Raw genomic sequence first — 12,650 nt, 5'->3', positions numbered from 1 at the left:
ATGGTACCATCGCACTCTATATCGGGAGGCATAATTATAGGTGGCTAAATAATAGAAGATACCATGCGTACATTAGGTGATATTCAGAAGAAGTTATTTGAGATTGAGAAGAAGCTTACAGACTTAAGGGCTATTCAAACAGACTTATCACCACAAGACTATCGGTATCGGACGTTACTATATCAGGAACAAATTAAATTGCTAATATGGATGATGGAGAGTTAACACTGAAATGCCGAATTTATCCGGATACTGAAGACATAAGAGAAGGCGAAGCACGATGGTTGATACGGTCAAACGAACCTATCGTTAGTTCAAGATATTACCTGTTACAGAACCCAGCAGAGTTAGAAGAGTTACCATCAATTATGCAGACCCCACGGATATTGTACTTAGAAGCTGGTTTACTTCTATATAGGTAACTCCCATATTCGTGTGTTTTTTCACGCTAAGGATTTAATGACGATGCAACTGCTACGCCCTAATCCGATGCGGATCAATAATGTACTCACCGTAGAGAATAATATTCTCCCATCCAATTGGGCTGATATGTGTGATTAGTTCGTTATTTACTGTCAAACCGTCTTGCTGTTTAATGTCGATCAGAATACGGTTTATCTCTTTGGCCTGCCAGTAGATAATACTAGCCAATATGAGCGTCAAGCAGTTGGACGCGATACGCTGACCATCCCAGTCCCGGGGACCTAATCTACCGCGTTTGCCGTAGTTCACTTCCCGTGCCAGCGCGTGCATTTGCTCTCCCTTCAGTAGTCCCCGACGATTGCGTTGCCGAAGCACCGGATCGGATAGATAGTTGAGAATGTACTCCGTCTTAAAAATACGACCTAGTTCTCGGTTAGCGCGGTAAAAGTGGTTCTTGGGTGAAAAGCCTACTAAACGTTTCAACGCTGTAGATGCCGTTACATGTCCACTTTCCAGCGAAGCGTAGAACTGTCCCATCCGGTCCCATTCCTGAGCAACCCAGTCGGTATGAATCGCTCGATCGGATGGGCTGACTAACGGAGTAAGCTGCCGATAGTCTTTCTCTTTGCTAATCCGGTAGATATGTTGATCCTGAATATTGCGGATACGGGGGGCGAACTGTTTGCCCAGCATGGCAAAAGCAGCGAAATTAATCTCGGTATAGCCATGTGTATCCGTGTAGTGTTCCTCCAACGCCAGATCAGTTTCATTGTATAACAAGCCATCCAATACGTAGGCCGCATCTCGATCATTACACTCAATAGGCAAGCTGTAGAAGGGAGCGTAATTATCCGCTACAAAGGAATAGAACTCCAGGGCAAACTCATGAAAACGAGTACTGAAGGTTTGCTGAAGTACCTTTTTTGGCAAAGCAAAGCGTTGTCCGTCGCTACTGGAAGTACGCCCCTCCCCCCAGGCCTGGGTGACATCCAGTTGACTGATAGCCTGAACGATCTTAGCTAAACTACTACGCTGGGCTTCTTCGGTCAGTTGCCAATCGGTAACTTGTTTGATCTGCCGGTACGTGATGTCGTTGGTGAGCCGGGCCATAGTGGAAGGACCGATATTACAGCCGTGAGCCATGATCGTGGCCAGGAGAATACGCTTATCCTCTACTGTTTGAAAACTTTGACTCGGAGTACAGAAGTCGGTCAGGTGCTGCAAGTCGTTGTTCACATCGATGAGCAATTCCGGTAGTTTGATTACCAGCAGCCGTTTGGAAAGCGTCTTCTTCAGTTCGTCTAGCTGCTCCTGTTTTTTGGTGCCAAGTTTTTCTACTCAGTCTACCGGCTATGGAAAGCACTCACTTTTCCAAGCAAACCCTAGTTGAACAAGCGCAATTCTCCCGGGAGGACTTTGCACAGATTCGTAGTTGCCGTCGCTTGCACAATCAGTTGGGCTTCGCCTACCAATTGGCGTTTGTCAAACTGTTAAATCGTTTTCCGGAAACAAACCCCTTTGAGCAATACATTGATTCGCTGCTTACATATGTCTCATACCAAGTAAGTATCTCAGCTTCTCAGATCAATCGCTACCAAGACCGACTGCAAACGGTCTACGAACATCAGCAGCGGATTGGCGACTATCTCAACCTGACTCGGTGGAGTGAAGATCATACTGAGCAACTAGCTTCTTACCTGTTTGAACAATCCCTCCGAACCGATCAAACCACTGCCCTCAAAGCTTTGGCTCGAACCTTTCTGCACCAACAACGCATCTTGGAACCCGCAGACTATACGCTCACCCGGTTGACTCAGCGAGAACGGGAACGCGCCCGTCATCATATTTACGGCCGTATTGCCGAAATGCTCAGTGATACCGCCCGGCAGCACTTAGATACTCTGTTGGTTTCCGGCGATCAGTACTTCACTCCTTTTCAGTTTATTAAGCAACCACCTGGTCATCCTTCGGCTGCTTCAGTATTGAAGCTTACTCGGAAGATAGAAGTCATGGATCAGACCGGAGCGTTGGCCCTTGATCTTACTTGGCTCAACAATAATTATCAGCGTTCTTTAACCAAGTACGCCGAACGCTGCTCAGCGGACCGATTGCGCCAACTCCAACCGGCGCATCGCTACTCGGTGTTAGTTTGCTTTCTCCATCAGATGCATCGGGAAACCGTCGACTACTTGGTCGACATGCTTTATAAGATTGTTACCCGAGTTTACAATCGCGCACAACACGACGTGGAAGATCACGTGAAAAAGCAACGCAAGCTCCTGCGGCGAACGCTTTCTACCTTTCGTATGCTGGGACAAACAATTCTTAATGATGAGATCACCGATGTTGAATTGAGGAACAGTCTGTTCAATCAGGTAGATAGAGAGAAACTTCATGAACAAGTGGTGGAAGTTGATCTGTATCTGGACGGTAAGTACAGCAACACTTTCCAGCGGGTAGTGAGCCGCTATCACTACCTGCGTCAGTTCACGCCAACACTTTTACATCACATTGAAATAGAGGCAGCCAGTCCCCAGGCTACGGCAACCACCGAAGCACTGGACTTGCTGCAACACTTAAATGAAACCGGAAAACGCAAGCTTCCTGAAGATTCTCCGTTAGACTTCATTCCTAAAAAGCATCGTGCCAAAGCCCTTAAAGAAGGAAGTCCGGATCGTGCCGCTTGGGAATGCCTACTACTTACCCAATTACGCGATGACATCAAACAGGGCAATCTCTCGGTCAAAGGCAGTAAGCGCTTCAGTAAGTTGGAAAGCTTTTTCATTGCATCCAATATCTGGCAACCCGCACGAAAAGACTTCTTCCAACGAGCCGGACTACCCGTTCATCCGCAAGCGGCCGTCGAGTACCTGACCGAGCGACTCAATGCAGCCTATGATCGTTTCTTACAGACGTCCGACGATAATCACTACGCTCAGGTGACGCAGGGGCGGTGGCAACTGTCGGTAGACAAAGTAGAAAAACTTGGCACCAAAAAACAGGAGCAGCTAGACGAACTGAAGAAGACGCTTTCCAAACGGCTGCTGGTAATCAAACTACCGGAATTGCTCATCGATGTGAACAACGACTTGCAGCACCTGACCGACTTCTGTACTCCGAGTCAAAGTTTTCAAACAGTAGAGGATAAGCGTATTCTCCTGGCCACGATCATGGCTCACGGCTGTAATATCGGTCCTTCCACTATGGCCCGGCTCACCAACGACATCACGTACCGGCAGATCAAACAAGTTACCGATTGGCAACTGACCGAAGAAGCCCAGCGTAGTAGTTTAGCTAAGATCGTTCAGGCTATCAGTCAACTGGATGTCACCCAGGCCTGGGGGGAGGGGCGTACTTCCAGTAGCGACGGACAACGCTTTGCTTTGCCAAAAAAGGTACTTCAGCAAACCTTCAGTACTCGTTTTCATGAGTTTGCCCTGGAGTTCTATTCCTTTGTAGCGGATAATTACGCTCCCTTCTACAGCTTGCCTATTGAGTGTAATGATCGAGATGCGGCCTACGTATTGGATGGCTTGTTATACAATGAAACTGATCTGGCGTTGGAGGAACACTACACGGATACACATGGCTATACCGAGATTAATTTCGCTGCTTTTGCCATGCTGGGCAAACAGTTCGCCCCCCGTATCCGCAATATTCAGGATCAACATATCTACCGGATTAGCAAAGAGAAAGACTATCGGCAGCTTACTCCGTTAGTCAGCCCATCCGATCGAGCGATTCATACCGACTGGGTTGCTCAGGAATGGGACCGGATGGGACAGTTCTACGCTTCGCTGGAAAGTGGACATGTAACGGCATCTACAGCGTTGAAACGTTTAGTAGGCTTTTCACCCAAGAACCACTTTTACCGCGCTAACCGAGAACTAGGTCGTATTTTTAAGACGGAGTACATTCTCAACTATCTATCCGATCCGGTGCTTCGGCAACGCAATCGTCGGGGACTACTGAAGGGAGAGCAAATGCACGCGCTGGCACGGGAAGTGAACTACGGCAAACGCGGTAGATTAGGTCCCCGGGACTGGGATGGTCAGCGTATCGCGTCCAACTGCTTGACGCTCATATTGGCTAGTATTATCTACTGGCAGGCCAAAGAGATAAACCGTATTCTGATCGACATTAAACAGCAAGACGGTTTGACAGTAAATAACGAACTAATCACACATATCAGCCCAATTGGATGGGAGAATATTATTCTCTACGGTGAGTACATTATTGATCCGCATCGGATTAGGGCGTAGCAGTTGCATCGTCATTAAATCCTTAGCGTGAAAAAACACACGAATATGGGAGTTACCTATATGAAGTTTTTAGAGCAGTTCACAACCCAAACCGGACTCTCGGTTTTTTAAAAGTCAAACCAGACTCTGCGCGGAAGAGCCTTGTTCAAACATACTGATCGTCAATTAGGTACAGATCATTTCTTTTCAACAACTATACTTATCGCATTTAAATGGTTTTGGTACTTGCTGAATACTTTCCGCATCGCTAAAATGCGTTTCCTTTCCTGAGGATGGGTAAGAATATTGAATGCTATTTTTACTGTTCTGAAAAAACCTTCATCATCAATCATCCTTTGGGGTTCAAGCAGGTGCATGGGACTGGTTTCGGTTTTGATAACGTTGAAGCCTTCTTTTTCCAGAAGATTACGCCATTCGGTTACAGTCAACGGTCTAGCATTTACTTTAATTACTTGGGCCAATGCTCGCTGTATTTCCGCTTTCTTTTCTTCCGAAATATCATCAGGCTGTAGTCCTAGTTCGTGTACACCGTACAAACCTTCTGTTTTAAGAATTCGATAGGCTTCTTTAATAATCTCCGATTTCCTATGGTCAGCTTGCATGGTGAGCATCGCCTCGCCATATACTTTGTTGTACGTACTGTCGCTCAAGGTAGAATTTGCCGCATTGCCTATGATTATCTTTCGGTTTTTCCCCTTTATGGTCTTGCGAAGAATACTGGCGGCTTCTTCATTGAGTTCAATACCCGTATAGGTTTTAGGGTTGGACTCTAGGGCAATGGAAGCCGTAAATCCCAGCCCTGGGGCAAACTCTACAATGTCGTCTTCTGGATTTATTTTCAGGTTCTGAACGAGTTTTTGGGTAAGTTCTTTTCCTCCGGGACGCAGTACCTTTTTGCCCATCTTAGCCAGTATCCAATGTCCCTGTTTGGTATCAATTGTTTTGTTTCCCATTTTCTGGAATATTTAGCTCTCAGTAACTTGCTTTACCCGTTTAGCATTGTCGTACTTGGTCAAAGTAAGCCGAATAATACTGTTTTCAGTGGCTTGTAAATCGTGGGGTACGTTGCCTTCCAACGCAATTAGGTCTCCTTTTACTAAGTGTTTGGTCTGTTGCTGCATGCCAAAATCAATACTACCTTCCAGCACTTCTACCACTATGGGAAAAGAAGTTTTATGTTCTTTCATTACAGTTCCGTGTTGCATAGCAATTCGGATTTCCTTGGTAAAATCGGTTTCAAACAAGACAGAAGCAATAGGTTTGCTTTCGTCGTATCGGATGTCTTGATACAGGTTAGCTGTTTTCATTTTTCTTGATTTATATGTTCTAATTTACTCTGAAAGATATGAGCGATTGACCTTGCTCTTAATTTGGTTTGTTCCGCTACATCACCTGCAAAAAGCTCATCCATATTTTCTTCAAAAAGCTGCACCCAACGATCAAAATGCGTTTTGTCTACCAGCAGAGGCACGTGAGCCGCAAAGGGATTGCCTTTGTACGATTGTTTATTAAGAATTAGCGTATTCCAAAATCGGTACATCTTGGGTAGGTGCTTGTTCCAATCTACTTTTGAAAAATCATTGAATACAAAGGATAGTAGCTGATCATGGTTCACTTTGGCATAAAATGAATCCACCATCAGTTCAATATCCTTTTCGGTGCTTATGTCCTGTTTGCTATTTTGCATAGATTTTCAAGTCGGTTACCGGGTTATATGACCCTTTCAAGCGAATGGATTAGTTTGTAAACATTTGAACAGAACCTTTCACATTCAAACCACTTCAGTCGTGGTACTGCATTAGGGCTGGTACATGTTAGTCGATAGCCTCATGAGGGACATTATTTAGAATAATTCAAAATTACGGCTGTTAAGTTAATCAGAGGATGATAAATATCATCTTTTAATATTACTTTAATCAGCTTATTTCAACTACCGGACAAGAATACCTGAGTATCTAGGGACTTAATCTTTCTTGGAATAGTTTGCCTGGGCGGCCCTGCCCACCCCGTTAAAAAGGTGGAAGACGCCCGGTAAAATAAGGGCTAAGTAGTTGTCTATTAAAAGTCGGTCACTGCCTATGTTCTGTGAACTAAGCTTGCGTTACAGGACGATCCCGAAATCCATTTACTCATCTCCCTCGGCTAAAAACTTCTCTAGCTCCCTTATGAAGTCAAATGAGGCATATGCAAGATCGGCAAGGTTAATTGACAGATCGTTGATAAAGTAGGTTATAAAGTCGATCTTATTTCTTGCTACTAGACCCAATGGATTTACACCCGTGGTCAACATATCATCTTTTAATGAGCATGGTATCATGACATGTATTTGAATACGCTTACCTTCATCTAAAATTTTAGCCCAAGATATATGACCCAGAACAGGTAGATTGTTATTGTAAAGTGTATCTGTTTCATTATCTATATGCTGATGAAAATTTCGTATAGCCTCAACATCCGCTAGTTTTCTAACGAATTTTTGAACAAAAGGGGCTTTTTTCTTTATTCTAGGGGCTTTAGTAAGTAGCTTATAAAGACGATAATAGCTGTCAATTAAGCTCCATACTCTGCTCATTGCAACCTCGGATACATTCGGCGTATTAGAATCCAAAGCCTTCACCAATTCAAGATTAGTAAATTCAATAGTATTAAATACATGTGCGATTATTTCAAAGAAGTCCCTTTCTCTATCGGACAACCCTTGATTATTTAAATCATCGAAATAAGATCCTTCGGGTATAAGCTCCATATACTGTACAAAGAAGTAATTTACTAAAAAAAATAATTTCGGATTAATTTGTCTTTAATTATTCCTCTACTAAATTTGATGTGATATGTTTTCCCGAGCTGGTGAAATAGCGTTAAAAATTATGATCTATCTGGCGACCGATCAACAGCAGGGGCGCTGGATTGGACTCCGCGAGATCGTACAAGAAATTGATGGTCCGGAAGCATTTACTGCTAAGGTATTGCAGCGACTAACTCGCCAAGGGTTGATCCGGTCACTACGAGGCCCTAGCGGCGGATTTCAGCTACCTAACCACCGGGCTATTACCTTGCATGAAATCATCATTGCTATTGATGGTGAAGGAATTTTCACTAAATGCGTATTAGGATTAGCTGAGTGCTCGGAGAGCTGCCCCTGCCCCGTACACGATAAGTTTAAGGCGGTTCGTGATCACCTGGCGGGAGTGCTTATTTCAACCACGATTGATGAAGTGAAAGAGGGCTTATTGCTTGGGCACTACTATTTAAAAGTGTAAAATTTTAAGCAATTGAAGATATAAAGGTCTTTAAATCTTTAATTATGGAATCGCTATTGCAAACCAACGTAGGAGACATCGTTGCCAAAAACTACCGTACTGCTCAGGTGCTCACTGCGTATGGTATCGATTTCTGTTGCCGAGGGAGAGTTACCTTGGAAGAAGCTTGCCAAAGCCAGCAACTGGCTCCTGAAATATTGGTAAGCGAATTAGAAGAAGCCCTGCAATTGCCCAACGCTCATCAGGATCATCTGCTCGGACTGCCCCAGTTGATTGATACTATTGTGGATGAGCACCATGCTTACTTGCGAGCCACAGTACCCGCCCTAAAAGCCTACCTGGAAAAGTTGGTAAAGAGGCATGGACAGCAACACCCCGAGCTACACGAGATAAAGACCCTATTTTTTGAGGGCAGCGAGCATTTATTAGCGCATTTGAAGAAAGAGGAGCTTATTCTGTTCCCTTACATCCGGGCGATGGTGGAGTCACAAGAAAAAAACTACCCACTAGCCCGGCCGCACTTTGGAGAAATTGACAATCCAATCCGGATGATGGAAGCGGAGCATCAAACGGAAGGAGAACGATTCAGCAAGATTGCCCAGTTGAGCAATCATTATACTCCCCCGGAAGATGGTTGTCAGACCTACCAAGTGACGTTCGCACTATTGCAGGAATTTGAGGCTGATCTACACCGACATATTCATCTGGAAAATAATATTCTTTTCCCCCAAGCTCAGCGACTCTTTGCTGATTTCACCTTTAAATGATTAAGACCGTCCAACCATATCGCTCTACACCTACCCAGCCACGCTTTTCTGCTCGCTTTATACGCCACTGGATGGGATCAGCCGTCTTCTTTTTCTGGCTGGCTGCGATATTTGGAACCCTGATGCGCTACTACTTTGTCAATGAAGTACCGTTTTTGGAATACAAGCATCTGTTACACGCCCATTCGCACGTGGCATTATTGGGCTGGGCGTATCCACTAGTAAGCGGTGCTTTACTGTTTTTGCTACTCCAGCATTCCCGGTGGCTGACCAAGTATCGCTACTTGTTGGGGTTGAATATGATTTCGGCGGTTGGAATGGCCGTTTTCTTTCTTTACCAAGGCTATGGTCTCTACAGCATCTCCTTTTCAGCCGTTCATCTGCTATCGGCCTACGCATTTGCTTATTATTTTCTACAAGACTTAGCCGCTCAGCCTCCTGGAGTGCACAGGCGCTTTGTCCGGTGGAGTATCTACTGGCTGTTGGTATCCACGCTAGGACTCTGGGCTATTGGGCCAGTAAGTGCGCTACTGGGAAAACTGCATCCCCTGTACTTTGCTAGTATCCAGTTTTTTCTACATTTCCAGTTCAACGGTTGGCTTACTTACGCGATCGTAGGATTGTGGCTATTTCATATTAAACGGAGTGGTAAATCTGTGGCTGTTTCCACTACCGGGTTCTGGCTACTACAGGCCTCATTGTTATTAACATATGCCTTGAGTGTCACCTGGAGCACTCCACTCTCGGTTATTTTCTACCTAAATACGCTGGGAGTGTTACTTCAAGTAGTGGCTTTTTATCTGATTTTGCGACCCGTGTTTATCGCCGCTAATCCGTTCAAACGCCCCGACGACTGGACGGACATGCTATTCTTATTTGGAGTGCTCTGCCTGCTACTGAAAGTAACGGTACAAACTGCCGTGGCGCTACCGGCTGTGGCCGAGATTTCTTACACCATTCGTAATTATGTGATCGGTTTTATCCATCTAATCACACTAGGGGCTATTACCCTGACCGGAGTGAGCCTATTGCTTAAGAGCGGGTTACTACCCCAGAATACGCTGGCGCAAGCGGGTTGGCTATTGCTTCTGGCAGCGTTCATTTTATCTGAACTGGTATTATTTGGTCAAGGTACGCTGCTATGGCTACGGCAAGGGTTTGTAACCTACTACTACGAGATTCTGTTTGGCGTGACTGCCTTGTTTCCAGCTGCGTTAACCGTTATTCTAGTCGGTTTTGTCCGGTCAAATTTGCTCGACAGCTCGTGATGTAAATCATACTTAACACCAATGTCAATGTATGTCATTGATCACTCAACAATTTTAATTATCTATTCTTCAAAATCTAGTCTTATGAAACAATTACTTATCGCCCTGGGCGGGTTATCCTTTGTCTTTCTTATTTCCTGCGGAGGGGGGGGTGAAACAGCCTCACAATCACCGGCTGCGACTGCTCAAGAGGCTGAACCACCCAAAGCTGACCCTAAAGGAATTGGAGAGGTGAAAGAAGTGAATCTTACCGACCCGCTGGAAGAAAGCATGATTACCACAGGCAAAGCCATTTACGAAATGAAATGCTCAGCCTGTCATAAGCTCACCGACCAGCGGGTAGTAGGTCCCGGCTGGGCGGGTGTCACTAATAAGCGTCGCCCCGAGTGGATCATGAATATGATCACCAATGTAGATGTTATGCTGGCCGAAGACCCACAAGCCCAGAAATTATTAGAAGAATGTTTAACCCGAATGCCTAACCAGGGAGTCTCCATTGGCGATGCTCGCGCTCTGCTGGAGTTCATGCGTAAAAACGACGTAGAGACCGTAGGCGAAAAAGATCAAGCAGCAAACCAAATCTAATACTACCATGAAAACAAACACTATTTTCCTTACCTTATTTTTCCTTCTTGTACTGGGAGCTGTCTTTCTGACCGACTGCTCCCAACGAACGACCCAGACCATTGTAGAGGGCGATGCCGCCCAACAGGCCTACGTGCCGCCCGGTGAGTACGACGAGTTCTACGCCTTTATGTCGGGCGGCTTTAGCGGACAAGTGACGGCCTACGGGTTACCCTCAGGCCGTTTGCTCAAGGAAATTCCGGTATTTTCTAAGTATCCGGAGAACGGCTACGGCTACAGCGAAGAAACCAAAGCGATGTTCAATACATCTTATGGTGAAGTACCCTGGGACGATTCTCACCACATTGAACTCTCGCAAACCGATGGCGAGTTTGACGGACGCTGGCTGTTTGTCAATGGAAACAACACCCCCCGTATTGCCCGAGTAGACCTCACAACCTTTGAAACGGTAGAAATTCTGGAAATTCCGGATGTAGCCGGACTGCACTGCGCACCCTTTATTACTGAAAACTCGGAATATCTGGTTTCGGGTACTCGTTTTAGCGTGCCTATTCCTCAAGAAGATGTAGGCATTGATACCTATCAGGAGAACTTCAAGGGATTGATCAACTACGTATCGGTTGACCCGGAAGAAGGGCATATGGAACTAGCGTTTCAAATCGAGATGCCCGGCTATAATTATGATTTAGCTCGAAACGGTAAAGGAAAATCCCACGGCTGGAGCTTTCTGACCACCTACAACTCCGAGCAGGCACACACGCTGCTGGAAGTGAATGCTTCTCAGAAGGATAAAGACCTGCTGGCCATTGTGAACTGGAAAAAAGCGGAAGAATACCTAGAGCAGGGAAAAGGCCAAACTCGGGAAACTTCCTTTTATCATAACCTGATGGACGAGAGCACCAGCATCGTCAATTCTACTGAAGTAACCGAAACCACTATCCTGAACCCGCAGGATTGTCCCGGTATGGTATACTTCATTCCGGTGCCTAAGTCGCCTCATGGCTGCGACGTAGATCCTACCGGAGAGTTCATTGTGGGTAACGGTAAGCTATCCGCCGACATGTCTATTTACTCGTTTGACAAGCTGATGGCCGCCATTGAGAGCGAAGACTTCGCGGGAGACATCAATGGCATTCCGATCATCAACTACGAGTCGGGCTTGCACGGCATTTTGCAGAAGCCCGGCTTAGGTCCACTGCACACTGAGTTCGACGGAAAAGGCAACGCTTATACGACATTCTTTATCTCCTCGGAAGTAGTAAAGTGGGACGTAGAAAGTCTGGAAGTGCTAGATCGTCAATCTACTTTTTATTCACCCGGTCACCTGGTGATTCCGGGAGGGGAAACGCGCAAGCCGGAAGGAAAGTACCTGGTAGCCATGAACAAAATCACCAAAGACCGTTATCTGCCTACCGGGCCGGAATTAGCCCACAGTGCTCAGTTGTTTGATATTAGCGGCGAAAAAATGAAGCTGGTGCTGGATTTCCCTACCAAAGGCGAGCCACACTACGCTCAGGCTATTTCGGCGGGGAAAATTGTGCCTAACGTAAAGAAGTTCTACCGGATTGAAGATAATGGGCACCCCCGAGCGGCGAAAGGGGAAGGACAAGCCCGCGTAGAGCGGGAAGGTAAAGAGGTACACGTATATATGACGGCTATTCGTAGTCACCTGGCTCCCGATAACATTGAAGGCATCAAGATGGACGATGAAGTGTATTTCCACATAACGAACCTGGAGCAGGACTGGGATGTACCGCACGGTTTTGCGGTACAAGGGGCTACTAATGCGGAGCTGTTGGTCATGCCCGGACAGACTCGCACCCTAAAGTGGAAGCCCTTCAAACCAGGAGTATTTGCTTTCTACTGCACTGATTTCTGCTCGGCGCTACACCAAGAGATGTCGGGCTACGTACGGGTATCCCCAGCTAATTCGGATGTGCCGCTGAAGTGGGGACTCAACAATGAAAATACCACGGCCACCAATATGCGAGAACAAGCTGAACAGCAACTTGCCCAGCGGGTTGATGATTAATAGCGTCTAATTCTTGAGAGAAACCCTTCTTTATCTAAGTAAGAAGGGTTTCT

The 12,650-nt window shown here is 45.9% G+C and carries 11 protein-coding genes; 6 read left to right on the top strand and 5 right to left on the bottom strand.

Going from position 1 to position 12,650, the window contains the following annotated elements:
• Positions 1 to 474 precede the first annotated feature (474 nt).
• Entirely contained in the window at positions 475 to 1,671 is a 1,197-nt protein-coding gene (locus tag P0M28_RS30740) for a Tn3 family transposase (protein WP_302211025.1), read from the bottom strand.
• Positions 1,672 to 1,775: 104 nt separating this feature from the next.
• Between P0M28_RS30740 and P0M28_RS30735 the strand changes: the two genes are divergently transcribed.
• A complete protein-coding gene (locus P0M28_RS30735; protein ID WP_302211023.1) occupies positions 1,776 to 4,685 on the top strand; it encodes a Tn3 family transposase in 2,910 nt (969 codons plus the stop codon).
• A 176-nt stretch (positions 4,686 to 4,861) separates the two neighbouring features.
• Here P0M28_RS30735 and P0M28_RS30730 read toward each other — a convergent pair whose 3' ends face one another.
• The 4 genes from P0M28_RS30730 to P0M28_RS30715 form a co-directional block, all read right to left on the bottom strand.
• Positions 4,862 to 5,638 carry a class I SAM-dependent methyltransferase gene (locus P0M28_RS30730; RefSeq protein WP_302211022.1) on the bottom strand — a complete coding sequence of 259 codons (777 nt, stop codon included), beginning with the start codon at positions 5,636 to 5,638 and terminating at the stop codon, positions 4,862 to 4,864.
• Between the two features lie 12 nt (positions 5,639 to 5,650).
• Entirely contained in the window at positions 5,651 to 5,992 is a 342-nt protein-coding gene (locus P0M28_RS30725; RefSeq protein ID WP_302211021.1) for a cupin domain-containing protein, read from the bottom strand.
• Complete coding sequence (locus P0M28_RS30720; protein WP_302211020.1) at positions 5,989 to 6,372, bottom strand: group III truncated hemoglobin; 384 nt, start codon at positions 6,370 to 6,372, stop codon at positions 5,989 to 5,991. Before P0M28_RS30720 ends, P0M28_RS30725 begins: the two co-directional genes overlap by 4 nt.
• A 438-nt stretch (positions 6,373 to 6,810) precedes the next feature.
• The gene (locus tag P0M28_RS30715) at positions 6,811 to 7,431 is read right to left on the bottom strand and encodes a hypothetical protein (RefSeq protein WP_302211019.1); all 621 of its coding nucleotides are present in this window, start codon (positions 7,429 to 7,431) and stop codon (positions 6,811 to 6,813) included.
• Positions 7,432 to 7,516: 85 nt separating this feature from the next.
• Between P0M28_RS30715 and P0M28_RS30710 the strand changes: the two genes are divergently transcribed.
• The 5 genes from P0M28_RS30710 to nosZ all read left to right on the top strand — a co-directional run bounded on the left by P0M28_RS30710 (position 7,517) and on the right by nosZ (position 12,597).
• Positions 7,517 to 7,945, top strand: a complete 429-nt coding sequence (locus tag P0M28_RS30710; protein ID WP_302211018.1) for an RrF2 family transcriptional regulator — start codon at positions 7,517 to 7,519, stop codon at positions 7,943 to 7,945.
• A 44-nt stretch (positions 7,946 to 7,989) separates the two neighbouring features.
• The gene (gene ric, locus P0M28_RS30705) at positions 7,990 to 8,712 is read left to right on the top strand and encodes an iron-sulfur cluster repair di-iron protein (protein WP_302211017.1); all 723 of its coding nucleotides are present in this window, start codon (positions 7,990 to 7,992) and stop codon (positions 8,710 to 8,712) included.
• Positions 8,709 to 9,980 (top strand): hypothetical protein, encoded by a 1,272-nt coding sequence (locus tag P0M28_RS30700; protein ID WP_302211016.1) that lies wholly within the window; start codon positions 8,709 to 8,711, stop codon positions 9,978 to 9,980. Before ric ends, P0M28_RS30700 begins: the two co-directional genes overlap by 4 nt.
• A gap of 84 nt (positions 9,981 to 10,064) precedes the next feature.
• Positions 10,065 to 10,565 carry a c-type cytochrome gene (locus tag P0M28_RS30695; RefSeq protein ID WP_302211015.1) on the top strand — a complete coding sequence of 167 codons (501 nt, stop codon included), beginning with the start codon at positions 10,065 to 10,067 and terminating at the stop codon, positions 10,563 to 10,565.
• 7 nt (positions 10,566 to 10,572) lie between these two features.
• A complete protein-coding gene (gene nosZ / locus P0M28_RS30690) occupies positions 10,573 to 12,597 on the top strand; it encodes a Sec-dependent nitrous-oxide reductase (protein ID WP_302211014.1) in 2,025 nt (674 codons plus the stop codon).
• The last annotated feature ends 53 nt before the right edge of the window (positions 12,598 to 12,650 follow it).

Source organism: Tunicatimonas pelagia (assembly GCF_030506325.1).
GTDB lineage: Bacteria > Bacteroidota > Bacteroidia > Cytophagales > Cyclobacteriaceae > Tunicatimonas > Tunicatimonas pelagia.
This window is presented reverse-complemented; position numbering and strand designations above follow the sequence as displayed.